The sequence below is a fragment of the Phenylobacterium sp. genome (assembly GCF_022402485.1).
In the GTDB taxonomy this organism is placed as follows: domain Bacteria; phylum Pseudomonadota; class Alphaproteobacteria; order Caulobacterales; family Caulobacteraceae; genus Phenylobacterium.
Map to the genome: position 1 here is coordinate 20,444 of NZ_JAKRSA010000004.1, position 22,326 is coordinate 42,769.

Here is a 22,326-nt window from a genome sequence, read left to right on the forward strand (position 1 = left end):
TTGGCCACGCTATCCCGCTGCCCCCGGAAACCTCTGCTGCGTCAGAGGTCAGCACCGATTGCCAGGAGCGATCCATGAGAGCGGATGTCGAGGCCATGGCGGCCGACATCGAGCAGTCCATCGGACTGCTCAGGAGGCGTCTTTGACTGGGAACCGGCCCTTCGTCATCTTGACGAACTGAACGCCCGGGTTGAGGACCCGAGCCTTTGGGACAATGCCGCCGAGGCCCAGGCGCTGATGCGCGAACGCCAGCGGCTGGCTGGCCAGGTTGAGTCGGTTCGCAGCCTCGAGCGGGGGCTGGAAGACGCCGTCGCCCTGGCCGAAATGGCCGATGAAGAGGGTGACGAGGCCAGCCTGGATGAGGCGCGTGCCGAGCTCGCTGCAATCAAGGAGCGGGCCGCTCGAGCCGAGCTCGAGGCCCTGCTGTCGGGCGAGGCCGACGGCAATGACGCCTATGTGGAAGTCAATTCCGGGGCCGGCGGCACTGAGTCTAACGACTGGGCGGGCATGCTGCTGCGCATGTACAGCCGCTGGGCCCAGCAGCACGGCATGAGCGTCGAGCTGGTCGAAGAAACCTCCGGCGAACAGGCGGGCATTAAGTCGGCGACCCTGCAGGTCAAGGGGGCCAACGCCTATGGCTGGCTGAAGACCGAGGCTGGCGTGCACAGGCTTGTGCGGATTTCCCCGTTCGATTCTAACGCCAAGCGCCATACCAGCTTCGCCTCAGTCTGGGTCTTCCCTGTGGTGGACGACACCATTGAGATCGAGATCAATCCCGCGGATGTCCGCACCGACACCTACCGGGCCTCAGGGGCCGGCGGGCAGCACATCAACAAGACCGACTCTGCGGTTCGACTGACCCACATCCCCACGGGCGTTGTGGTGGCCTGCCAGGCGGGGCGCTCTCAGCACGCTAACCGCGAAGAGGCCTGGAAGATGCTGCGGGCGAGGCTCTATGAGCGCGAGTTACAGCGGCGCGAGGCTGAGCAACAGGCACTGGAAGACCAGAAGACCGATATCGGCTGGGGCCACCAGATCCGCTCTTACGTCCTGCAGCCCTATCAGATGGTCAAGGACTTGCGCACCGACGTCGAGACCTCAGACACCGACGGCGTCCTGGATGGCGACTTGGATGCCTTTATGGGGGCGTCCTTGGCTCAGCGGGTCGGAATCACCCGAGAGGACTGATCAAAGGCGCAGGCTCGCGAAAAGCGTTCCAGCACCTTTCAATCGTCTTCAGAACTCTCAGTAAGCGGGTTTGGCTTCCGGCGCGGCGCTGCTGGCGACAGGGGCTTCGAGCACGGCCTGGGCCGGCTTGGCCGGCGCTTCTGCGGGAGGGGCCGGAGGACGCTGGAATTTCAGGCTGCGCCCCTGGAAGAAGGCACCCGTTTCCATGGCCAGTTGTTCGTGCGTGATGTCGCCGTCGATGTAGCAGGTACCATAGAGCCTGACCTGCTTGGCGGTGATGGCGCCAATCACCCGACCGCGGGCCTCGACGGCCTCGGCGAAGATTGAGCCTTCCACATGGCCGGTATCGCCGATGGTCAGCTTGCCAATCCGGACGTCCCCACGGACGATGCCATCAATATGCAGCTCACCCTCACCGGTGATCCCGCCTTCAATGGTCAGGTTTTCCGAAATGAGCGAGGCCACGGACGGGGCTTTGCGCGCCTGTCCGCTGTCTGAAGGCGCGAGCATGGGGGTATCCATGCGCATGGCCGTCTTGTTGGTGAGATCCGACTTAGTCGGCTGCTTGCTGAACATACTCGCCCGCCTTCACGAAACGGCTGGGGTTCTGCGCGCGGCCGTTGACCCAGACTTCATAATGCAGATGCACTCCGGTGGAGCGCCCGGTGGAGCCCATGCCCCCCACGCGTTGGCCGACGGCGACCCGCTGGCCGGGCTTCACAGCGATAGCTTGCATGTGGGCGTAGCGGGTCTTGAAACCCTGTCCGTGATCAATCTCAACGGTCTTGCCGTAGCCTGAACGTACCCCAGCGAAGGAGATGACCCCAGGCCCGGTGGCCAGGATGGGGGTCATGAAGGGACCGCCGAAGTCGAGGCCAGAATGGAAGGCCGGACGCTTGGTGAACGGGTCAAACCGCACGCCGAAACCACTGGTCTGCCGGCCGCCCGAGATCGGTTTGGCAAGGGGCAGTTTCTCAGCCGCAGAGCCCAGGGCGCGAGCCTCAGAGAGATTGGTCGCCGCATGCTGGATCCGTGCGGCGAAATCCTCGTCCACGTCCAGGACGGCCGCCAGGGCCTTTGGATCGCGGGCCTCAATCAGCGGGCCGCCGAGGGCACCGGACCGAGGGGCGTAGCCGTTGGGGCTCAGACCGGCGAGGCGGAAGGCCATGCGCAGGCGTTCAGCGCGGCCCTTGGCGAAGTTGTCTGCGGAGTCGAGCAAGCGCTCCTGGCTGGCCCGGACAAGCTCAACCCGGCGCACCGGATCGGTGATTGAAGGGTCGGCGGCGGCCTGCTGAATTTCGGGGGAGAGGGCCTCGGCGGCGCCGGGCGTATCCCGATAGTCGCTGAGCAGCATGGCCAGGGCCGCATGTCGGCGTTCCACCGACAGGGCGAGGTCGTCAATCGAGCCATTGGTCGCGTTCAACTGAGCGACTGCGCTGTTCAGGCGAGCCTGACGATCAGCAATCCAGCGTTCGTACTTGGCCTCAGTGCGGGCGATTTCCTGATCGCTGGCCGACATCTCCATGGCACCGACCATCATGGCGGCCGTGGAGATGCCCATCCAAAGTGCGGCAGCAGCGAGCGCGCCAGCCCCCAAAATCTGCTTGGGTGTGGTCAGGACATAGGCGCGCATCTCGCCGCCGGAGCGGACATAGAGGTGGCGCTCGGGGAAAAGCTCTTCGAGCGAACGGCGGAGGCGCGTTATGCGTTTCATGCTCATCGCTACAGTGATCTGGAGCAGCGACGCCGATATGCAATGAGATCAATGGGGCGCGCAAGAGGCTTCGCGCCGGAAGGGAACAAAAGCCCCTCTGCGCTCAATGATTCATCATCTCGATAACCGAGACCATTGCGTCGCGCCATATGGATCAAACGACCGTCAGGGCGATCCCTGACATTCCCTGAACGCGCGACAATTCTACAACACAGTTTGCTCGGGTTTGGTTCCGAAGCGCGGGCGACCGCTGTGGCCTAACCCTTAAGGGCTTGGGCAGCTTTGAGGACGGCCTCGGCATGACCGGGCACCTTTACCTTGCGCCAGACGCCAGCGATCTTGCCTTGGCCATCCAGCAGGAAGGTCGACCGGTCGATACCCATATACTTCTTGCCGTACATGCTTTTTTCGACCCAGGCCCCAAAGGCCTCGACCATGGCCCCGCTGGGGTCTGATCCCAGCAGAACCTTCAGATCGTGCTTGGCGGCGAACTTGCCGTGCGAGGCCACGGAGTCCTTGGAAACCCCCAGGACGACGGCACCCGCCGCCGTGAAGGCCTCAATTTGCTGCGAGAAGTCGATCGCCTCCTTGGTGCAGCCCGAGGTGTCGTCCTTGGGATAGAAATAGACCACCAGGGATTTGCCGGCGAAGTCGGCCAGGCGAATGGGCCCGGTCGGCCCGTCGAGTTCAAACGCCGGCGCAGCGGCGCCCACCGTCAGTTCAGCCATGTTTCTATCTCCTTGGGGGTGCGCCTCAGACAGGGCGGACCAGAACGATTTTCTTTTTGCCGGCCGACAGTTTTATGACCCCGTCGACCAGATCGGATGCGTTCAGCGTCCGGTTGCCGTCGGTCTCCACCGTGTCGTTGACCCGTAGGCCGCCACCCTGGGCCAGCCGCCTGGCCTCGCCCCGGGAAGCCGCCAGGCCGGCGTCCGCAGCCAGGGCCGCCAGCACCACGCCGGCTTCCAAAACCCCACGAGGGACTTCAAAGCTGGGCAGGTCGCCGGAGACTTGGCCCTGTTCAAAGGCCGCCACAGCCGCCGCTTCAGCCGCCCGTGCCGCATCTTCCCCATGCAGCAGGGTCGTGGCGGCATTGGCCAGAACCTTCTTGGCTTCATTGATCTGCGCGCCTTCCAGGGCCTCCAGCCGGGCGATGTCGTCCAGGGGCAGGTCGGTGAACAGCCGCATGAAACGGCCGACATCGGCGTCCTCGGTATTGCGCCAGAACTGCCAGTAGTCATAGGGGCTGCGCATATCGGCGTTGAGCCACACGGCCCCGCCCACGGTCTTGCCCATCTTCTGGCCCGAGGCCGTGGATAGGAGAGGCGTGGTCAGGCCAAAGGCGGGCTTCTGCTCCACCCGCCGGATCAGCTCGACCCCATTGACGATGTTGCCCCACTGGTCGGAGCCGCCCATCTGCAGGACGCAGCCAAAGCGCCGCTCGAGCTCGAGGAAGTCCACCGACTGCATGAGCATGTAGTTGAACTCGAGGAAGGTCATCGGCTGTTCGCGCTCCAGCCGGGTCTTGACGCTGTCGAAGGCCAGCATCCGGTTGATCGTGAAGTGAACCCCGAACTCCCGCAGGAACTCCACATAGCCGTAGGTCGACAGCCAGGAGTCGTTGTCGACCATGATCGCGTCGGTGGGCCCGTCACCAAAGCGCAGGAACTTGGCGAAAACCGTCTTGATCGACGCGATATTGGCTTGAATCTGCGCCTCGGTCAGGAGCGGGCGCGACTGGTCCTTGTCTGTCGGATCCCCAATCTTGGTGGTCCCGCCGCCCATCAGAACGATGGGCTTGTGCCCGCTTTGCTGCAGCCTGCGCAGCATCATGATCTGGATCAGCGAGCCCACATGCAGGGACGGGGCTGTGGCGTCAAAGCCGATATAGGCCGTGACGATGCCGCTCGAAGCCGCCTCATCCAGCTCGGCTGGATGGGTGACCTGGTGGATGTAGCCCCGGTCGCGCAGCACCCTCAGGAAGTCAGATTTGAAGGCGGGGTCGGACATCTTGGGACTCACTGCGACGGGGCGGTCATTTGCGGATAGGCCGGGCTCTAGCACGGCTGCGGAACGGATTTCGAGGGACAAGCTGACTCCTTGAGAGGTTCGGAGGTCGGCGGTCTTTGAAAGGTTCGAAGGGGGCGCCGGCCAGGACTGGCGGGCGCAGGAGATCGATCCGCGCCGCCTTAGAGGGCGCGGTAATAGAGGCCGGTGCTGGAACGGCGATCGATCATCCGGCTAGCTAGCGGCGGCGAGCCATGGCAGTCAAGGGCGATGCGCGTACTGGGATTCATGACCGGCACCTCCCTCGACGCCGTCGATATGGCGGTGCTGGAGACCGATGGCGAGACCATTGAAGCCTTTGGCCCGGCGGGCGAGCGCAAGCTCAGCGAGCCGGTTCGAAAACTGGTGCTGGCCGCCACCGACGCTGCCCGCGGATGGGCGCGGAACACGCCGGAGCCGGCGGTGTTCGCCGAGGCGTCCGCCGCCATTGCCCGGGAACACTTCGAGGCAGCTGAAGCCTTCCTGGCTGACAACAACCTCGCCTGGTCCGATATCGATCTGATCGGGATGCACGGCCAGACGGTGCTGCATGAACGGCCGAAAGTCGGCCAGGTCGGGCGCACCGTTCAGCTGGGGGATGCGGCCTGGTTGGCCGATCAGACCGGCGTTCCTGTGGCCTTTGACTTCCGTTCAGCCGATGTGGCGGCCGGGGGCGAAGGGGCACCGCTTGCGCCGATCTATCATCTGGCCCGGGCGCGCGCCTCAGACTTTCAGCCCCCCCTGGCGGTGCTGAACCTTGGCGGCGTCGCCAATGTCACCCTTTGGCCAGGAGTGGGCGAACTCGTGGCCTTCGATACGGGCCCCGGCAATGGGATGATCGATCTCCTGGTGCAGGACAGAGGCGCGGGGCGTTTCGACGACAAGGGCAACTATGCCAGCGTGGGTATGGTGGACGAAGGGATCCTCCGCGCCTTGCTGGCGCATCCCTATTTCGACGCCCCACCGCCCAAGTCTCTGGACCGCTATGATTTCTCCCTGGAGCCTCTCGCCCCTCTGAAGCTGGAAGATGCTGCGGCCACGCTTGTCGCCTTTACCGCCGAAGCGGTGAAGCTGGGCTTCCAGAAGCTGCAGACCGCGCCATCAGTGGTCATCGTCTGTGGCGGCGGGCGGCATAATCCAGAGATCATGAAGGCCCTGCGTGAGCGCCTGAAGGCCCATGTCCAGAGCGCCGAGGATGTAAACTGGCGCGGCGACGCCATCGAGGCCGAAGCCTTCGCCTTTCTGGCGGCCCGCACGTCGCGGGATCTGCCCATTTCATTTCCACAGACCACAGGGGCAACGACCCCAATGAAGGGCGGCCGTATTGCCCGGCCGGCCACACCACGCCAGGGGGCCTGATATGAGCCAGATCATCACCAAGGCCGCCCTGTTGGGTACTGCAATGGCCCTCTTCGCCTGGGGTGGGTCGGCCTCCGCTGAGGACAGTCGCCACAAGACTGCGGTGTTTGCGGCCGCCTCGGCCCTGCAGCCCAAGGTCGTCGCCTGGCGCCGGGACATCCATCAGCATCCAGAGTTGGGGAACCGTGAGTTCCGCACCTCCGCCCTGGTGGCCGAGCACCTGCGGGCCCTGGGCTATGAGGTGAAAACCGGAATTGCCCATACCGGCGTGGTGGCGACCTTGAAGGGCGGCAAGCCCGGCGGCGTGGTTGCCCTGCGCGCCGATATGGACGCCCTGCCCGTGGAGGAGAAGACCGGTCTGCCCTTCGCCTCAAAGGTCATCGGTGAGTACAACGGCCAGCCGACGCCGGTGATGCACGCCTGCGGGCATGACGCTCATGTGGCGATCCTGATGGGGGCGGCTGAAATCCTTGCCGGGATGCAGGCGGAGATCGCGGGCACCGTGGTGCTGATCTTCCAGCCGGCCGAGGAGGGGCCTCCGCCCGGGGAAGAGGGCGGCGCAGCCATGATGGTGGCGCAAGGTGTGCTGGCCAATCCCCGGCCTGGGGCTATTTTTGGCCTGCATGTGAGCCCGGGCGAGGTAGGCGCGATCGCCTATCGCAGCGGCCCGATGATGGCGGCTGCCGACTCCTACGAAATCCGCATCAAGGGAAAGCAGACCCACGGCGCGCGTCCCTGGGACGGGATCGATCTGGCGTCCATGAGCGCCGAGATTGTCCAGGCCTTCAACCAGATCGCGTCGCGCCGGCTGGACGTGGCGCGATCGCCGACGGTGATCACGGTGGCCGTCATTCAGAGCGGGGTTCGACACAACATCATTCCCGAGGACATGATGATGGCCGGCACCCTGCGGACCTTTGATCCGGACATGCGGACCGCCACCATCGCCCAGATGCAGGGCGCGGTGGACAGCATCGTCACCCGCTATGGGGCGCAGGGGAAGCTGACCCTGGGCGGGGCCGTGCCTGTGGTGAGCAATGACGCAGACCTCGCCCGACTGATGGCCCCGACCCTGCTGGCGGCGGCCTCAGGTCCTGTTGATCCATCGACGGGTCAGATCACCGGCGCGGAGGACTTTGCGGAGTTTCAGGCTGTCGTGCCTGGCCTGTTTTACCGGCTGGGGGTTGGTTTTCCGCCGGGCACAAATCACTCCCCCTACTTCACCATTGATGAAGCCGCGTTGGAAGTTGGCGTGCGGGCTCAGGTCCTGACTGCGCTGGATTTCCTCGACAGGACGGCGACCGCCCCGGCCGACTGAGGCCGTGAGGCCTCAGGCCTCCAGGGCGGCCAGGCGCTTGTCGAGATAGTTGCCCACGCGGGTTTCCACCTCGACCAGGCGCTCGGTCCAGAAGTGGTTGGCCTGGTCGACCAGATCGTAGTCGATGACAATGCCCTTCTGGGTCCGCAGCTTTGACACCACCCGTTCCACCTCCACCGGGGGCGTGACGGTGTCGGCTGAGCCTTGCAGGATCAAGCCCGAGGCCGGGCAGGGGGCCAGGAAGCTGAAGTCGTACATGTTGGTGGGCGGCGAAACGGAGATGAAGCCATCGGTCTCCGGGCGACGCATCAAAAGCTGCATGCCGACCCAGGCACCAAAGTCGTAGCCCGCCACCCAGCACTGGGAGGCCGCAGGGTTGGTGGTCTGCAGCCAGTCAAGGGCGGTGGCCGCATCGGCCAGCTCACCGATCCCGGAGTCGAACTCCCCCTGGCTGCGGCCCACGCCGCGGAAATTGAAGCGCAGGACGGAGAAGCCTCGCTTCATGAACAAGTGATAGAGCTGTACGGCGACCGGGTTGTTCATCTGACCCCCGGCCTTCGGGTGGGGGTGAAGGATCAGCGCCACGGGCGCATTTTCCGTCTTGCCCTGGGCGTACCGCCCCTCAATCCGCCCGGCTGCGCCCGTCAGAACCACCTCTGGCATGCCATCCTCTTGTGCCGCCGAATACTTGACTACAGGGCTTGGTCTTCCTAGATCGCATCCATGCGTTCAGTCGGAAAATCGAGCCATGTGAAGGCGCGGCTTGTAGCACAGGCTCCGTCTGATGCGCGGGAAAACTGCAAGGCGGGCCTGACCAGATGCGCTTGAGCACCAAGGGACGATACGCGGTCATGGCCATGGCCGACCTGGCCCGGCGAGAGGGCGACAAGGCCGTCGCCCTGGCGGAAATCGCGCAGCGCCAGGAGATTTCGCTGTCCTATCTCGAACAGCTGTTTGCGCGTCTGCGACGTCAGGGCCTGGTGGTCAGCGCCCGGGGCCCGGGGGGTGGTTACCGGCTGGCGCGCAAGGCCAGTGAGACCAATATCGCCGATATCGTCCTGGCCGTGGATGAACCCCTCCAGGCCACGCGCTGCACAAAGGACTCCCGGAAGGGCTGTATGCTGAGTGGCGAGAAGTGCCTGACCCATGATCTCTGGGAGGAGATGGGTCGGCAAATTCACGTCTATCTGGAATCGGTGAGCCTGGCCGATGTGGTCAGTGGCCGACTTGGCGACGAGTCCCGGACGAGGGCCGCATGAGCCCGGTCTATCTGGATCATAACGCCACAGCGCCGATCCGGCCTGAGGCTCTGGCGGCAATGACCGCCGCTCTGAACGCGGGGGGCAATCCCTCGTCTGTCCATGGGATGGGCCGCGCGGCCCGGGCTCGGATGGAGCACGCCCGCGCCCAGGTGGCGGCCCTGATTGGTGCGCCGGCTTCCACCATTGTCTTCACCTCCGGCGGCACTGAGGCCAATGCCCTGGCGATTGAAAGCGCCGTGGCCGGCGGGGCCCGTCGGCTGCTGGTCAGCGCCATCGAACATGACGCGGTGCTGGAGACCGCCAAGGCGTCGGGGGCTGAGGTTGTTCGGCTGGCCGTAAAGCCCAACGGTCGCCTGGACCTCGACACCCTGGCCACGCATCTGAAGGCCTGGGACGATGCCCATGGCCGTCCCTTTGTCGCTCTGATGCTGGCCAATAATGAGACCGGCGTGATCCAGCCGGTGGCCGAGGCCGCCGTCCTGGTGCGCGAGGCTGGGGGATGGCTTCACGTCGACGCCGTTCAGGCGGCCGGCCGGATTGCCGTCGACAGCCGGGCCCTGGGTGCCGACACCCTGGCGATTTCCAGTCACAAGATCGGCGGGCCTCCCGGGGCTGGTGCCCTGACCTTTGGGCCTCGGGCAAACCTTGTGCGTCGCCTGCATGGCGGGGGGCAGGAGCGAGGTCGCAGGGCCGGGACCGAAAACGTCCCTGGTCTGGTGGGATTTGGTGCCGCCGCTGAGGCGGCGCAGCGGGACCTGGAACTGGCCGGAGGGCAAGCTGGGTGGCGTAACGCCGCGGAGGCGGCTCTTGCGGCAGCCGGTGCCGTTCCTGTGGGCTCGGATGTCGAACGTCTGCCCAATACCCTTTGCATTGCCGCGCCGGGCTTTCCTGCTGAGCTGCAGGTCATGACCCTGGACCTTGCGGGGGTTCAGGTCAGCGCCGGTTCGGCCTGTTCCTCGGGCAAGGTAAAGGCCAGCCATGTCCTGCTGGCCATGGGCCTGGACGATCTCGCCGGTTCGGCAATCCGGGTGTCTGGCGGCTGGTCCAGCCGGGCCGAAGACTGGACCTACATGGTAGAGGCCTGGATCACGGCCTATGAACGCCACGCCGCGCGCCGCCGCGCGCCTGCGGCCTGAAGGAAACCCAATGCCCGCTGTCAAGCAGACCGTCGATCAAGTGGAGTCCCTGGAGCGATACCAGCATGGCTTTGTCACCACGATCGACCAGGAGTTTGCGCCCAAGGGCCTGAGCGCCGACATCGTTCGCTTCATCTCCGCCAAGAAGCAGGAGCCGGAATGGATGCTGGAGTGGCGGCTGGCGGCCTATGAGCGCTGGCTGGCCATGGATGAGCCGGACTGGGCCAAGGTCAGCTTCCCAAAGATCGATTACCAGGACTCCTATTATTACGCCGCGCCCAAGGAGAAGATCGGGCCGATGAGCCTCGATGAGGTGGACCCGGAGATCCTGGCCACCTACGCCAAGCTTGGCATTCCACTGCGCGAGCAGGAGGTTCTGGCCGGCGTTCAAGGGGCACCGAAATATGCCGTCGACGCGGTGTTCGACAGCGTTTCGGTGGTCACCACCTTCAAGAAGGAGCTGGCGGCGGTCGGGGTGATCTTCTGCTCGTTCAGCGAAGCGGTGCGCGAACATCCTGAGCTGGTGAAGAAGTACCTGGGCACGGTGGTGCCGGCCTCGGACAACTATTTCGCCTGCTTAAACAGCGCGGTCTTTTCCGATGGCAGCTTTGTCTATGTGCCGCCGGGCGTGCGCTGCCCGATGGAGCTGTCGACCTATTTCCGCATCAATGCCGCCGAAAGCGGACAGTTTGAGCGCACTTTGATCATCGCCGATGCGGGTGCCTATGTGTCCTATCTGGAGGGCTGCACGGCCCCCATGCGTGATGAAAACCAGCTGCACGCCGCGGTCGTGGAACTGGTCACCCTGGACGATGCGGAGATCAAATATTCCACAGTCCAGAACTGGTACCCAGGCGATCCAGAGACCGGAAAGGGCGGGATCTATAACTTCGTCACCAAGCGGGCCGACTGCCGGGGGGACCGCTCCAAGGTCTCCTGGACGCAGGTCGAGACCGGCTCGGCCATCACCTGGAAGTACCCATCCTGCGTCCTGCGCGGGAAGGACAGCGTCGGCGAGTTCTATTCCATCGCCATCACCAACGGGCGTCAGCAGGCCGATACCGGCACGAAGATGATCCATCTCGGGGAGGGGACCCGCTCGCGGATCATCTCCAAGGGTATTTCGGCCGGCCGCAGCTCCAACACCTATCGCGGTCTGGTCTCTGCTCATCCGAAGGCCAAGGGCGCGCGGAACTTCACCCAGTGCGACAGCCTCCTGATCGGCAAGACCTGCGCGGCCCATACCGTTCCTTATATCGAGGCCCGGAACGGCCAGACCGTGGTTGAGCATGAGGCGACCACCACGCGTCTGTCCGATGACCAGCTGTTCTATGTGATGCAGCGGGGGCTCTCCCAGGAGGAAGCGGTCCAGTTGCTGGTCAACGGCTTCGTCAAGGACGTCTTGCAGGAGCTGCCTATGGAGTTCGCTGTGGAAGCCCAGAAGCTCGTCGCCATTTCTCTCGAAGGGTCCGTTGGATGACCCAGGATCAAGTTCGGACCCCATTGATGACCCTGAAAGCCGCTTTTGAAGCTGAACATGCCCGTCGGGAGGCTGAGCGGCTGGCTCGGGAGGCCGCCGAGTTGCAACGGCAGGCCGAGGATCTAGCCCGGGCCGAAGGGCTTGAAACGGCCCTGGGGGCTGACCGTGAGTTCCTGGTCAGTCGCGGTCTGCGGCTGGAGCGTCGCCGCTATACCGTGAGCCTGGATCACGCAGACTACCGGATTGCCGCCTATTTTGAGAACGGTGAGGTGAGCGTTACCTCCGCTGACAAACGCAATGCCACGACCTCGGCCGCGCCGCGGAAGCAGCAGTTTGCCGCCAGCGTCGAGGACGCCCTGCTGATCATGGCTCAGTTTCTGGCTGACGAGACCTAATGATGCTGTCGATCACAAATCTTCATGCCCGCGTCGAGGCTGCCGAGATCCTCAAGGGGCTGAGCCTTGAGCTGCCGGCGGGGGAAGTCCATGCGATCATGGGGCCGAACGGGGCGGGCAAGTCGACCCTGTCCTATGTGCTGACCGGCCGTCAGGGCTATGAGGTCACGGAAGGGACGGCCACCTTGGACGGCGAGGATCTGCTCGCCCTGGAGGCCCATGAACGTGCCGCCCGCGGCGTGTTTCTGTCGTTCCAGTACCCCCTTGAGATTCCCGGGGTGCCGGCCATGACCTTCCTGCGCACCGCACTCAATGCGCAACATAAGGCGCGTGGTGAGCCCGAGGTCAGCGCCACCGACTTCCTCAAGCGCGCCCGTGAGGTGGCCAAGCAGTTGAAGATGGACTTCGACATGCTCAAGCGGCCGCTGAATGTGGGCTTCTCCGGCGGTGAGAAGAAGCGCATGGAAATCTTTCAAATGGCGATGCTTTCTCCGCGTTTGCTGATACTTGATGAGACCGATTCAGGCCTGGATATCGACGCTCTGAAGATCGTCGCCGACGGAGTGAACGCCCTGCGTAGTCCCGACCGGGCCATGCTGGTGATCACCCATTATCAGCGCCTGCTGGACTATATCCGGCCTGACCGGGTGCATGTCCTGGCAGCGGGCCGGATTGCGGCAAGCGGCGGGCCAGAGCTCGCGCTGGAACTCGAGCGTGACGGCTATGACAAGTATGCGAGGGCCGCTTGACCCTCTCTCTGGCCCTTGAGGCGCGTGACCTGGCGCAACTGCCCAGTCGACGGGACGAAGATTGGCGTTGGACCGACCTGCGCGGTCTTATCCGCGAGCTCCCGGCGCCTTCGCCAGAGGCAGAGGCGAGCCCGGCGGGGCCCTTTGAGGGTCATGGAGACTCCGAACTCCTGGTGGTCAATGGCCGTCTGCAAGGGGATGTGGGCTTACTCATCCTCGGCGACGGCCAGCGGCGGGTTTTGCGGTTGCGCCTGGTCTCCGCCAGCCCGGGCACAGCACACGCGGTGCGATTGAGCATCCAGCTGGGAAGTGGTGCCGAACTGACCCTTCTGGAGACCCACGAAGGTCAGGCTGAGGGATATCTGGCGGACTCGCATCTGTCGGTCTCGCTCAGCACCGGGGCCCGGCTGGAGCGCATCGTCCTGGCTGATGATGAGGCCGAGGCCATCAGCGTCAGTACGGCAGAGGTTCGCCTGGAGGCAGGGGCCGAGTTTTGCCAGACGATCCTCACCCATGGGGCCCGGCGTCAGCGGCTGGAGACCCGGGTGGAGCATCCGGGGCAGGCGGCCAAGGTGCGGATGGACGGTGCTTATCTGGTCAGCGGACGCCGTCACGCCGACCTGACCACCGCCGTCACCCACGGGGGTACCGATGGGGTCACCGGGCAGCTGATCAAGGGTGTTGTCGCCGACCAAGGGCGTGGGGTGTTCCAGGGCCGGATCACGGTGAGCCCGGGCGCTGACCGTACCGACGCCCGGATGGGCCACCATGCTCTGCTCCTGTCGGACCGGGCAGAGGTGAACGCCAAGCCCGAGCTGCTGATCTTTGCCGATGATGTGGCCTGCGCCCATGGGGCCACCGTCGGGGCCCTCGACGAGGACGCCCTGTTCTATGCCCAGCAGAGGGGCATGCCCGAGGCCGTGGCCAAGGCCCTGCTCACCGAAGCCTTCATTGGTGAGGTCATCGACCGGATTGAGCATGACGGTGCCCGGGAGATCGCCCATGCCTGGGCGGCTGATCGGCAGGTCGGCTGATGGCCTTCGATGTTGAGGCCGTGCGGAGCGCGTTCCCCATCCTGCAGCGGCAGGTGAATGGGAAGCCCTTGATCTATCTGGACTCCGCTGCCTCGGCCCAGAAGCCCAGGGCTGTGATCGCCGCCATGAGTGAGGCGATGGAGGGCTCCTACGCCAATGTCCACCGTGGCTTGCACACCCTGGCCAATGAGACGACCGAGGCCTTCGAACAGGCGCGTATTTCGGTAGCCCGGTTCATCGGCGCCGAAACTGACGAGGTGGTGTTCACCAAGGGCGCGACTGAAGCGATCAATCTGGTGGCGGCAGGTCTAGGGGCAGGGCTCCAGGCCGGTGATGAGATCCTGCTCACCCAGATGGAGCACCATGCCAATATCGTTCCCTGGCACTTCCTGCGCGAGCGCCTCGGGTTAGTGCTGCGGTTTGCCCCGGTCACGGACTTGGGGCTCCTTGATATGGACGCCCTTGCCCAGATGATTGGGCCGCGCACGCGGGTTGTCGCCTTCAGCCACATGTCCAACGTGCTGGGGACAATCAATCCTGCGGCCGAGATCATCGCCATGGCCCGTGCGGCCGGTGCCCTGACCCTGGTAGATGGCTGTCAGGCGATCGTGCATGAGACGGTCGATGTGAAGGCCTTGGACGCGGATTTCTACGTCTTTTCAGGGCACAAGCTCTATGGGCCCACCGGCATCGGCGTGCTCTATGGCAAGCGCGAGCGCCTCGCCGTTCTGCCGCCCTATCAGGGGGGCGGTGAGATGATTGCCCAGGTCTCCGAGGAGACCGTGACCTATGCTGATCCGCCGCACAGGTTTGAGGCGGGGACCCCGGCGATCCTGGAGGCGATTGGCCTCGGGGCGGCGATCGAATGGCTGAACGGCCTCGACCGCGCCGCCATCGCGGCCCACGAGGCTAGCCTCTATGCCCGCGTCATTGACAGGCTGTCCGGCGCCAACTGGCTCCGGGTGATCGGCGAGGCCCCCGGCAAGGGCGCCATTTTGTCTTTCACCATGGAGGGGGCCCATGCCCATGACGTGGCTCAGATCCTGGACCGCTATGGGATTGCAGTGCGTGCCGGTGCCCACTGCGCTGAACCCCTTATGCATCGGTTTGGCCTGACGTCCAGCGCCCGGGCCTCCTTTGGCCTCTACAACACCGAGGCTGAGGCGGACGCCTTTGCTGAAGCCCTCTTCAAGACTCAGACTTTTTTCGCGTGAACGCCATGGATGACGCCCCCGCCAACACCGCCGCCGCCACGGCCCTGCCTCAGGCAGAGCTGGACCGGCTGACCGATCAGCTGATCGAGAAGCTCAAGTCGGTCTTTGACCCGGAAATCCCCGTCGACATCTATGAGCTAGGCCTGATCTACAAGGTCGATGTCTCGGACGACAAGGACGTGGCCATTGACATGACCCTGACCGCGCCAGGCTGCCCTGTGGCCGGAGAGATGCCGGGCTGGGTACGTGATGCGGTCCTAGAGATCAGCGACATCCGGTCCTGCACCGTCGAGCTGGTGTTCGACCCGCCATGGGATCCTTCGCGGATGTCCGACGAAGCCAAGCTTCAACTCAACATGTTCTGAGCCCATATCCTCATCATGGAACACATCAATCTTGCCCCGGCACCCCGCGCCCGCCGACCCAGGCCTCAGGTCGTGTCCTTGACCGACGCGGCGGCCGAACGGGTCCGTGAGATCATGGCCCGGGCGGAAAAGCCCTATGCCGGCCTGCGGGTGGGGGTGAAGAACGGTGGCTGCGCAGGCCAGGAATATGTCCTGGAATATGCCGAAACGGCCAATCCCATGGACGAGGTCGTGCAGGACAAGGAGGTCACCATCCTTGTGGAGCCCAAGGCGGTGCTGTTCCTCATCGGCACCGTCGTCGACTATGAGACGAGCGCGCTCTCTTCGAAGTTCGTGTTCCGCAATCCCAATGAGACCGACGCCTGCGGCTGCGGCGAGAGCGTCACCATAGTGCCGCAGGCCGCAGACGAGGCTTAGTCCCTGAAAGGTTCTTAGGTTCAGCGCCCCTGGAACTGGGCAGGGCGCTTCTGCAGGAAGGCGAGGACTCCCTCACGGGAGTCATCGGTCATGCCCGCTTCACGCTGTACCACACGCTCGGCATGCAGCTGTTCAGCCCACTCGGCGTCCAGGCCGTCCCAGACCAGCTTTCGGATGTAACTCAGGGCCTTGGGGCCAGTGGCCAAGGCCTGGGCCAGGGACATTGCGGTGCTCATGAGCTCTGCGTCGGGAACGCAGCGGTTGATCAGGCCCCACTCCAGGGCCGTAGCGGCAGGCAGTTTCTCTCCCAGCAGCGTCAGCTCCATCGCCCGGGCCTTGCCCACCAGACGACTGAGCATGTAGGTCGCGCCGCCATCGGGCACGAGGCCGATGCGACGGAAGGCCTGGAGGAAATAGGCGCTTTCGCCGGCGACGATCAGATCGCCCATCAACGCCATGGAGCACCCGATCCCGGCCGCCGCGCCGTTTACAGCGGTGACAATCGGAATGGGATAGTTCCGCATCCGCGTAACGAAAGGATTGTAGACGGTTTCCAGGGCGCTCCCCGAATCTCGCACAGGGGCAGCTCCATCGACGGCTTCACCCCGACCGCTCAGATTGGCACCGGAACAGAATCCGGGACCTTCACCGGTGATGACAACGCAGCGAACGCCGGACTCCGGCTCGGCAAAACCGGCCATCGCCTCATCCAATTCAGCCACCAGGTCGAGACCCGCTGCATTCAGCGTGGCGGGATCGCACAGAGTGATGACCGCGACACCCTCGCTGACCGAGGTCTTGATCTTCTTGTAGGCCATGGGGGCTCCTCTCGTGCGTTTGCGCGATCCTGAAGGAACCTACGTTGCGTCAACCAAGGAGGGAATGACCCAGAGGCATTCCTCAGGCGGCATCGGACAGGGGTTCGGCCATGCTGACCCTGTTACGGCCCCCGTGCTTGGACGCATAGAGTGCCGCATCGGCCCGTTCCATCAGGCTATGGGCCGACTCTCCTGGATGGCGCACGGCGAAGCCAGCTGAGACTGTGATATTGCCCAGATCCTCATTTGTGGACCGGCGCTTCAGGACCCGTGACCCAATCTCCAACCGGATTTCTTCAAGGGCCGCTGTGACCGCAACCTGGGCCTCGCCGGGGCAGATAATGGCGAATTCCTCGCCGCCATAACGGGCCGCAAACCGGGGGGTGGCCCCAACGCGACCAATCACGCTAGCCACATAGCGAAGCACCTGATCGCCGGTCTGGTGCCCCCAGGTGTCGTTGAAGCTCTTGAAGTGGTCGATATCGATCAAGGCCAGGGACAATGTCCCACGGTTGGCTTCGGCCTCATTACGGGCTTGCTCCAGCGCCTCGTCAAAGGCCTTACGGTTCGCCAAATTGGTGAGGCCGTCCGTTGTGGCCTCCCGGCGTACCAGCTCCAGATGCTCACGCAGGCGGGCGACCTCGCTGCTGGATTCGCTCAGGCGCTTCTCCAGGGACTGGTTCTCCAGCTGGACGCGCTTGGTGGCCCCTGCGAGGGTCTGCACGGTGGCCTCCAGGCTGGCCACATCCTTCTCGGCGGCAAGGGACTGGCTAGCAGAGGCCAAGGTCAGGCCGTAGGCCTTGCTGGACTGCTTGGCGGAGTCGATGGCCGCGGAAACTGATGCCAACTCACGGCTCAATTGATCGCCGGTGTCGCGGATCTGATCGTTCAGACGGGCCTTGGGCAGATAGGTGGCGGCCAGATCTTCGCTGACCTGATCGGTGAACGCTGTCCCCGCCGCAAGCAGTCTAGCGATCTCCCGGGCCAGGGCACCGTCCGTGTCGGCCAAAAAGTGCATCCAAAGCTCGAAATTGACCGATGTCGGCCAAATCCCTCGCTTTTCCATGTCCTCGATGGCCCGACGGGCCAAACCGAAGCCCTCAGGGCCTCTAAGCCTGATCTCGAGTTCATGGTACATTGAATGACTTTCCTACCCGCACGACCGTTTGCCGGTGCGGCGGCGAACCCCTGCATAACGACGGTCATGTTAGGGGGGAGAGCCAAACGAGCCGTTAAGGCGATGCCGTGTGCAGCGGTTTTAATCGTCTCGGGTCGGGGTTGGACGCAGCAGGAAGGCCGGGGTGTCGCCACCAAATCCACGCACACCGTTGCGATGGTCATCACCCTCGTCGCGGACCTTTACCCCGCGGATCGGCCGCTCGGTCTGCCGTGAGGCCCGACGGGGCATGGCCTCAGGGTCCGATCTCGACTCCGTCGCGGCGGGCGTCGCCACGGGCGCGGCCTCTACCGGGACGGGGGGCGCAGCCTCAGCGCGCGCACGGGTGCGGCCGCGGCTGCGGGCCCGGGGGCGGTCCTCCTGCTGCGCGCCAGCCGGTGCCGGTGCAGGCGCTGGAGGCGGAGCGGAGGGTTCAGAGACCTCGGCGGCAACAACGTCTTCGACGGGCTGGACCGGAGCGTCTCCATCGCTGCGGGCCGGTCGGCGGCCACGGGTTGGAGCGCGTGACTCTCCACGGCGACCATCGCGGCTGCTGGCACCGCGACCACCACTGCGGCCACGTTCATCAACCAGACTGGCCCAATCCAGGTCCAGCGGCGCCATTTTCGGCGTCTGCCCGATCAGCTTCAGCACCTTGTCCAGTGACTTGGAGTCCGCTGGGGTGACGATCATATAGGTCTCGCCCGTCCGGCCAGCCCGACCTGTCCGTCCGATCCGGTGGACATAGTCGTCTGCGTGGTGGGGGACATCGTAGTTGAAGACATGACTGACGGCCGGGATGTCCAGGCCGCGCGCTGCGACGTCAGATGCGACCAGCAGCTTGAGTTCACCCTTGCGGAAGCTCTCCAGCGTTCGCGTCCGGGTGGCCTGGTCCAGGTCGCCGTGGATTGGCGAGGCATCAAAGCCATGGCTCTTGAGAGACTTGGCGACAATGTCGACTTCGGTCTTGCGGTTGCAGAACACGATGCCGTTCTTCACGTCAGCCCGCTCAGCCAGGGCCCGCAGGGCTGCCCGCTTGGCCTTGGAATCAGAGACCGGCAGCTCAGTGATGTACTGGGTAATGGTCTCAGCTGTGGTGGCCGGACGGCTCGCCTCGATCCGGGTGGGATCATTGAGGAACTGCTTGGTCAGGCGCGTGATCTCGGGCGGCATGGTGGCCGAGAAGAACAGCACCTGCCGCTTGGGCGGCGTCATTTTGAAGATGCGCTCGATGTCGGGGATGAACCCCATGTCGAGCATGCGATCAGCCTCATCGACCACCAGCATCTGAACGCCGGTGAGCAGCAGCTTGCCGCGCTCGAAATGGTCAAGAAGTCGGCCCGGTGTGGCGATCAGTACGTCGACGCCACGATCAAGCTTGGCTTCCTGATCACCGAAGGACACGCCGCCAATCAGCAGAGCCCAGCTTAGCTTGTGGTACTTTGCATAGCGTTCGAAAGACGAGGAGACCTGATCGGCCAGCTCCCGGGTCGGGGCGATCACCAGGGCCCTGGGCATCCGCGCCTTGGAGCGGCCCGCCGCCAGCCTGTCGATCATCGGCAGGGTGAAGGCCGCTGTCTTGCCAGTTCCGGTCTGAGCAATGCCCAGCACGTCTCGGCCGGCAAGGGCGACAGGGATCGCCGCCTCCTGGATCGGTGTGGCGGTGGTGTAGCCGGTTTCGGCTATGGCCTTGAGCGTCGATTCCGACAGGCCCAGAGAAGCAAATTCAATCATTCAGCGGCTAATCAAGATCGGCAGACGCGAACCTCGCGCCGCGGATCGGCAAGCGCGTCGTTATCGAGGCGCGCCGCGGAACATAGGCGTAAGCGGATTCAAGTCAACGCATGAGGCACCGCGGCATGGCTCTGGCCAACCGATTGTTCGCCAGGCGCGTTCTCAGAGCACAACAGCGTCAGTTGGAATCAGCTGATCGCTGAATTGCAGCCCAAACCTAGTGTCGGCCATCGGCGATGGCGGTGAAAACGCACATGCGATGTGTCTGTCGGTCGCGATCAGACGTCGAGATCATCGGTGGCGAATTCCGCATTGTCTTGGATGAAGCGGAATCGCAGCTCAGCCTTTCGGCCCATCAGGGCTTCCACAAGGTCGATCACCGCCTCTTCAGAGCGCGGAAGGGTGACCCGCGCCAAGATCCGTTTTGCAGGATCCATGGTGGTCTCCTTGAGCTGAGCAGGCATCATCTCACCCAGACCCTTGAACCGACCGATCTCAGGCTTCTTGCCCTTGAACACAGTGGCCAGGAGCTCCTCACGGTGCGCGTCGTCCCGGGCATAGATCGTCTTTCCCCCATGGCTCAGGCGATAGAGCGGGGGCAGGGCGAGAAACAGCCGTCCCGCTCGGATCAGGCCGGGCATGGTGCGATAGAAGAACGTGATCAGCAGGGAGGCGATGTGGGCACCGTCCACATCGGCATCGGTCATGATCACGATGCGCTCGTAGCGCAGGTCCTCTTCCCTGAACTTGGCACCGGGCTGTACACCCAGGGCCAGCATCAGATCGCTGAGCTCCTTGTTGGCACCCAGCTTGTCAGCGCCGGCAGAGGCCACGTTCAGGATCTTGCCGCGCAAGGGCAAAATGGCCTGTGTCCGACGGTCCCTGGCCTGCTTGGCTGACCCACCCGCCGAGTCACCCTCCACCAGGAACAGTTCAGTTCCGTCCGACGCCTGGATGGCGCAGTCGGCCAGCTTGCCCGGCAGGCGCAGTTTGCGGGTGGCCGAGGCCCGGGCCACGTCCCGGTCCTTGCGCCGCTTCAGCCGCTCCTCCGCCCGCTCAATGACAAAGGCCAAAAGGGTGCTGGCGGCTTTGGGCTGGGCGGTCAGCCAGTGGTCGAAGGGGTCGCGGAGGGCAGCTTCCACCAGGCGCTGGGCGTCGCTTGAGGACAGCCGCTCCTTGGTCTGGCCCTGGAACTCCGGGTTTTTCACGAACACGCTGATCAAGGCACCGGCCTGGGCGACGACATCCTCGGCGGTGATGAGTGCGCCGCGCTTCTCGTGAGTCAGTTCGGCATAGGCCTTGAGGCCCCGGGTGAGGGCGGCGCGGAGACCTGCCTCGTGGGTGCCACCCTCAGGCGTTGGCACCGTGTTGCAGTAGGACCGCATGAAGCCGTCAGCTTCACCGAACCCGTCGGCGGTCCAGGTGATGGCCCATTCCACAGCCCCGGCCTCGCCCTGGCGGCTGAAACGTCCTGCGAAGGGCTCTGGTGTGACGGTCTCAAGCTTTTCAACCTGTTCGGCCAGATAGTCCGCCAGGCCGTTGGGGAACCGGAAGACCGCCTCTGCTGGGGTCTGATCCTGGATGCGGGCGGCGTCGCACTTCCAGCGGATCTCTACCCCGCCGAACAGATACGCCTTGGACCGGGCCATCCGGTAGAGCCGCGCCGGCTTGAACGCGGCACCCTCCCCAAAGATCTGCGGGTCAGGCAGGAAGCGGATCATGGTGCCGTGTTTGCGGCTGGCCTGGCCTTTTTCGATGGGCCCCAGGGGCTTGCCGCGCGCAAAGTCCTGGCGCCACTCAAACCCGTCCTTCCAGGCGGTGACCTCGACCTTTTCAGAGAGGGCGTTGACCACTGAAACCCCCACGCCATGCAGGCCACCGGAGGTTTCATAGGCCTTGCCGGAGAACTTTCCGCCGGAGTGCAGCACCGTCATGATGACTTCCAGGGCTGACTTGCCCGGGTGCTTGGGGTGGGGGTCGACGGGGATGCCCCGGCCATCGTCCTTGACGCTGAGATAGCCGTCGGCATCGAGGTTCACTTCGATGAACTTGGCGTGGCCAGCCACAGCTTCGTCCATGGCGTTGTCGAGCACTTCGGCAAACAAGTGGTGCAGGGCGCGCTCGTCGGTGCCGCCGATGTACATGCCCGGGCGCTTGCGTACCGGCTCAAGCCCCTCAAGGACCTCAATGTCCTTGGCCGAGTAACCCCCTGCTGCCGAGGGCTCGGCCGCATTACGGGACAAGCCCGTCTGCGGGGCAGCGCTCTGCGCGAGCGGCGGAGCGGCCGGCGGGTTCAATGCGTCATCGAACAGGGAGGCTTGGGGAGGGGCCTTGGACATTGGCTCGGAAGCTGAGGCGATTCGGAAGCGCCCGGTATCGATCGGGCGGCGAGACAAATCAATCCGATGGGGGTGAGACAGAAAAAGGGCCGCAGCTGATGCTGCGGCCCCGCTCCATGCGCCTCAGGTTATGAGGTTTAGCACTTGTAATACATTTCGAATTCGACCGGGTGCGGATGCAGTTGCAGGCGCATCACCTCTTCCATCTTCAGCTCAATGTAGCCATCGATGAAGTCGTCGTCCATCACGCCGCCCTTCTTCAGGAAGGCGCGATCCTTGTCGAGGTTCTCCAGGGCTTCGCGCAGCGAGCCGCAGACTTCCGGAACCTTCTTCTGTTCCCGCGGCGGCAGGTCATAGAGGTTCTTGTCCATGGCCGGACCCGGATCGATCTTGTTCTCGATCCCGTCGAGGCCGGCCATCAGCAGGGCCACAAAGGTCAGGTACGGGTTGCCCATCGGGTCAGGGAAGCGGGCCTCGATGCGCTTGGCCTTCGGCGAGTCCACATGCGGGATGCGGATGGAGGCCGAGCGGTTACGTGAGGAATAGGCCAGCTTCACCGGGGCTTCGTAGCCGGGCACCAGGCGCTTGTAGCTGTTGGTGGT

The 22,326-nt window shown here is 64.4% G+C and carries 21 protein-coding genes and 1 pseudogene; 12 read left to right on the forward strand and 10 right to left on the reverse strand.

Annotation, left to right across the window (positions count from 1 at the left end):
- Window positions 1-74: 74 nt before the first annotated feature.
- A protein-coding gene (gene prfB, locus MH112_RS00755; protein WP_296562710.1) for a peptide chain release factor 2 occupies window positions 75-1,188 on the forward strand; the annotation gives its coding sequence in 2 pieces (ribosomal slippage) (window positions 75-143 and window positions 145-1,188; 1,113 coding nt in all).
- A 57-nt stretch (window positions 1,189-1,245) separates the two neighbouring features.
- Here the strand turns inward: prfB and MH112_RS00760 are convergent.
- The 4 genes from MH112_RS00760 to tyrS form a co-directional block, all read right to left on the reverse strand.
- Window positions 1,246-1,764 (reverse strand): polymer-forming cytoskeletal protein, encoded by a 519-nt coding sequence (locus tag MH112_RS00760; RefSeq protein ID WP_296562712.1) that lies wholly within the window; start codon window positions 1,762-1,764, stop codon window positions 1,246-1,248.
- Window positions 1,742-2,908 (reverse strand): M23 family metallopeptidase, encoded by a 1,167-nt coding sequence (locus MH112_RS00765; protein ID WP_296562713.1) that lies wholly within the window; start codon window positions 2,906-2,908, stop codon window positions 1,742-1,744. Before MH112_RS00765 ends, MH112_RS00760 begins: the two co-directional genes overlap by 23 nt.
- 251 nt (window positions 2,909-3,159) lie before the next feature.
- A complete protein-coding gene (locus tag MH112_RS00770; protein ID WP_296562715.1) occupies window positions 3,160-3,630 on the reverse strand; it encodes a peroxiredoxin in 471 nt (156 codons plus the stop codon).
- Window positions 3,631-3,655: 25 nt separating this feature from the next.
- On the reverse strand, window positions 3,656-4,912 hold the full coding sequence (tyrS, locus tag MH112_RS00775) for a tyrosine--tRNA ligase (protein WP_296562717.1): 1,257 nt from the start codon (window positions 4,910-4,912) through the stop codon (window positions 3,656-3,658).
- 267 nt (window positions 4,913-5,179) lie between these two features.
- Between tyrS and MH112_RS00780 the strand changes: the two genes are divergently transcribed.
- Both MH112_RS00780 and MH112_RS00785 read left to right on the forward strand, forming a co-directional pair.
- Window positions 5,180-6,307, forward strand: a complete 1,128-nt coding sequence (locus tag MH112_RS00780; protein ID WP_296562719.1) for an anhydro-N-acetylmuramic acid kinase — start codon at window positions 5,180-5,182, stop codon at window positions 6,305-6,307.
- 1 nt (window position 6,308) lies between these two features.
- Window positions 6,309-7,625 (forward strand): amidohydrolase, encoded by a 1,317-nt coding sequence (locus tag MH112_RS00785; RefSeq protein WP_296562721.1) that lies wholly within the window; start codon window positions 6,309-6,311, stop codon window positions 7,623-7,625.
- Window positions 7,626-7,637: 12 nt separating this feature from the next.
- Here the strand turns inward: MH112_RS00785 and MH112_RS00790 are convergent, their stop codons facing one another.
- The gene (locus MH112_RS00790; RefSeq protein WP_296562723.1) at window positions 7,638-8,288 is read right to left on the reverse strand and encodes an alpha/beta hydrolase; all 651 of its coding nucleotides are present in this window, start codon (window positions 8,286-8,288) and stop codon (window positions 7,638-7,640) included.
- Window positions 8,289-8,443: 155 nt separating this feature from the next.
- Between MH112_RS00790 and MH112_RS00795 the strand changes: the two genes are divergently transcribed.
- Genes MH112_RS00795 through MH112_RS00835 form a run of 9 tightly spaced genes read left to right on the forward strand, consistent with a single transcriptional unit; the run spans window position 8,444 to window position 15,677 of the window.
- On the forward strand, window positions 8,444-8,884 hold the full coding sequence (locus MH112_RS00795; protein WP_296562725.1) for an Rrf2 family transcriptional regulator: 441 nt from the start codon (window positions 8,444-8,446) through the stop codon (window positions 8,882-8,884).
- A complete protein-coding gene (locus MH112_RS00800) occupies window positions 8,881-10,023 on the forward strand; it encodes a cysteine desulfurase family protein (RefSeq protein ID WP_296562727.1) in 1,143 nt (380 codons plus the stop codon). Before MH112_RS00795 ends, MH112_RS00800 begins: the two co-directional genes overlap by 4 nt.
- A gap of 10 nt (window positions 10,024-10,033) precedes the next feature.
- Window positions 10,034-11,503, forward strand: a complete 1,470-nt coding sequence (sufB, locus tag MH112_RS00805) for a Fe-S cluster assembly protein SufB (RefSeq protein WP_296562729.1) — start codon at window positions 10,034-10,036, stop codon at window positions 11,501-11,503.
- A 26-nt stretch (window positions 11,504-11,529) separates the two neighbouring features.
- Window positions 11,530-11,898: a hypothetical protein gene (locus MH112_RS00810; protein WP_296562731.1), complete on the forward strand. Its 369-nt coding sequence runs from the start codon at window positions 11,530-11,532 to the stop codon at window positions 11,896-11,898.
- Window positions 11,899-11,900: 2 nt separating this feature from the next.
- Complete coding sequence (gene sufC, locus MH112_RS00815; RefSeq protein WP_296562750.1) at window positions 11,901-12,647, forward strand: Fe-S cluster assembly ATPase SufC; 747 nt, start codon at window positions 11,901-11,903, stop codon at window positions 12,645-12,647.
- Window positions 12,644-13,681: a Fe-S cluster assembly protein SufD gene (gene sufD, locus MH112_RS00820; protein ID WP_296562733.1), complete on the forward strand. Its 1,038-nt coding sequence runs from the start codon at window positions 12,644-12,646 to the stop codon at window positions 13,679-13,681. Before sufC ends, sufD begins: the two co-directional genes overlap by 4 nt.
- Window positions 13,681-14,895 carry a cysteine desulfurase gene (locus MH112_RS00825; RefSeq protein ID WP_296562735.1) on the forward strand — a complete coding sequence of 405 codons (1,215 nt, stop codon included), beginning with the start codon at window positions 13,681-13,683 and terminating at the stop codon, window positions 14,893-14,895. The genes sufD and MH112_RS00825 overlap by 1 nt, the downstream gene beginning before the upstream one ends.
- A 5-nt stretch (window positions 14,896-14,900) precedes the next feature.
- Window positions 14,901-15,260, forward strand: a complete 360-nt coding sequence (locus MH112_RS00830) for an SUF system Fe-S cluster assembly protein (RefSeq protein ID WP_296562737.1) — start codon at window positions 14,901-14,903, stop codon at window positions 15,258-15,260.
- Between the two features lie 15 nt (window positions 15,261-15,275).
- Window positions 15,276-15,677 (forward strand): iron-sulfur cluster assembly accessory protein, encoded by a 402-nt coding sequence (locus tag MH112_RS00835; protein WP_296562739.1) that lies wholly within the window; start codon window positions 15,276-15,278, stop codon window positions 15,675-15,677.
- Between the two features lie 20 nt (window positions 15,678-15,697).
- On the opposite strand, the gene MH112_RS00840 is transcribed toward MH112_RS00835, so the two are convergent.
- From MH112_RS00840 to glnA, 5 genes and pseudogenes are all read right to left on the reverse strand, one after another.
- A complete protein-coding gene (locus MH112_RS00840) occupies window positions 15,698-16,495 on the reverse strand; it encodes an enoyl-CoA hydratase/isomerase (RefSeq protein WP_296562741.1) in 798 nt (265 codons plus the stop codon).
- Between the two features lie 82 nt (window positions 16,496-16,577).
- Window positions 16,578-17,633 carry a diguanylate cyclase gene (locus MH112_RS00845; protein WP_296562743.1) on the reverse strand — a complete coding sequence of 352 codons (1,056 nt, stop codon included), beginning with the start codon at window positions 17,631-17,633 and terminating at the stop codon, window positions 16,578-16,580.
- 120 nt (window positions 17,634-17,753) lie between these two features.
- Window positions 17,754-19,385: a DEAD/DEAH box helicase gene (locus MH112_RS00850; protein ID WP_296562746.1), complete on the reverse strand. Its 1,632-nt coding sequence runs from the start codon at window positions 19,383-19,385 to the stop codon at window positions 17,754-17,756.
- 278 nt (window positions 19,386-19,663) lie between these two features.
- Entirely contained in the window at window positions 19,664-21,724 is a 2,061-nt protein-coding gene (gene parE / locus MH112_RS00855) for a DNA topoisomerase IV subunit B (protein WP_296562748.1), read from the reverse strand.
- A 137-nt stretch (window positions 21,725-21,861) separates the two neighbouring features.
- Window positions 21,862-22,326, reverse strand: a pseudogene (gene glnA / locus MH112_RS00860) (glutamine synthetase); the annotation flags it as partial.

Coding starts and splice junctions, on each gene's coding strand:
- MH112_RS00770 (WP_296562715.1), bottom strand. CDS start 3,630: ATGGCTGAACTGACGGTGGGCGCCGCTGCGCCGGCGTTTGAACTCGAC.
- MH112_RS00780 (WP_296562719.1), top strand. CDS start 5,180: ATGCGCGTACTGGGATTCATGACCGGCACCTCCCTCGACGCCGTCGAT.
- sufB (WP_296562729.1), top strand. CDS start 10,034: ATGCCCGCTGTCAAGCAGACCGTCGATCAAGTGGAGTCCCTGGAGCGA.
- MH112_RS00825 (WP_296562735.1), top strand. CDS start 13,681: ATGGCCTTCGATGTTGAGGCCGTGCGGAGCGCGTTCCCCATCCTGCAG.
- MH112_RS00795 (WP_296562725.1), top strand. CDS start 8,444: ATGCGCTTGAGCACCAAGGGACGATACGCGGTCATGGCCATGGCCGAC.
- MH112_RS00830 (WP_296562737.1), top strand. CDS start 14,901: ATGGATGACGCCCCCGCCAACACCGCCGCCGCCACGGCCCTGCCTCAG.
- MH112_RS00845 (WP_296562743.1), bottom strand. CDS start 17,633: ATGTACCATGAACTCGAGATCAGGCTTAGAGGCCCTGAGGGCTTCGGT.
- MH112_RS00840 (WP_296562741.1), bottom strand. CDS start 16,495: ATGGCCTACAAGAAGATCAAGACCTCGGTCAGCGAGGGTGTCGCGGTC.
- MH112_RS00800 (WP_296562727.1), top strand. CDS start 8,881: ATGAGCCCGGTCTATCTGGATCATAACGCCACAGCGCCGATCCGGCCT.
- MH112_RS00765 (WP_296562713.1), bottom strand. CDS start 2,908: ATGAGCATGAAACGCATAACGCGCCTCCGCCGTTCGCTCGAAGAGCTT.
- sufC (WP_296562750.1), top strand. CDS start 11,901: ATGCTGTCGATCACAAATCTTCATGCCCGCGTCGAGGCTGCCGAGATC.
- MH112_RS00810 (WP_296562731.1), top strand. CDS start 11,530: ATGACCCTGAAAGCCGCTTTTGAAGCTGAACATGCCCGTCGGGAGGCT.
- tyrS (WP_296562717.1), bottom strand. CDS start 4,912: ATGTCCGACCCCGCCTTCAAATCTGACTTCCTGAGGGTGCTGCGCGAC.
- parE (WP_296562748.1), bottom strand. CDS start 21,724: ATGTCCAAGGCCCCTCCCCAAGCCTCCCTGTTCGATGACGCATTGAAC.
- MH112_RS00760 (WP_296562712.1), bottom strand. CDS start 1,764: ATGTTCAGCAAGCAGCCGACTAAGTCGGATCTCACCAACAAGACGGCC.
- MH112_RS00785 (WP_296562721.1), top strand. CDS start 6,309: ATGAGCCAGATCATCACCAAGGCCGCCCTGTTGGGTACTGCAATGGCC.
- MH112_RS00835 (WP_296562739.1), top strand. CDS start 15,276: ATGGAACACATCAATCTTGCCCCGGCACCCCGCGCCCGCCGACCCAGG.
- MH112_RS00850 (WP_296562746.1), bottom strand. CDS start 19,385: ATGATTGAATTTGCTTCTCTGGGCCTGTCGGAATCGACGCTCAAGGCC.
- MH112_RS00790 (WP_296562723.1), bottom strand. CDS start 8,288: ATGCCAGAGGTGGTTCTGACGGGCGCAGCCGGGCGGATTGAGGGGCGG.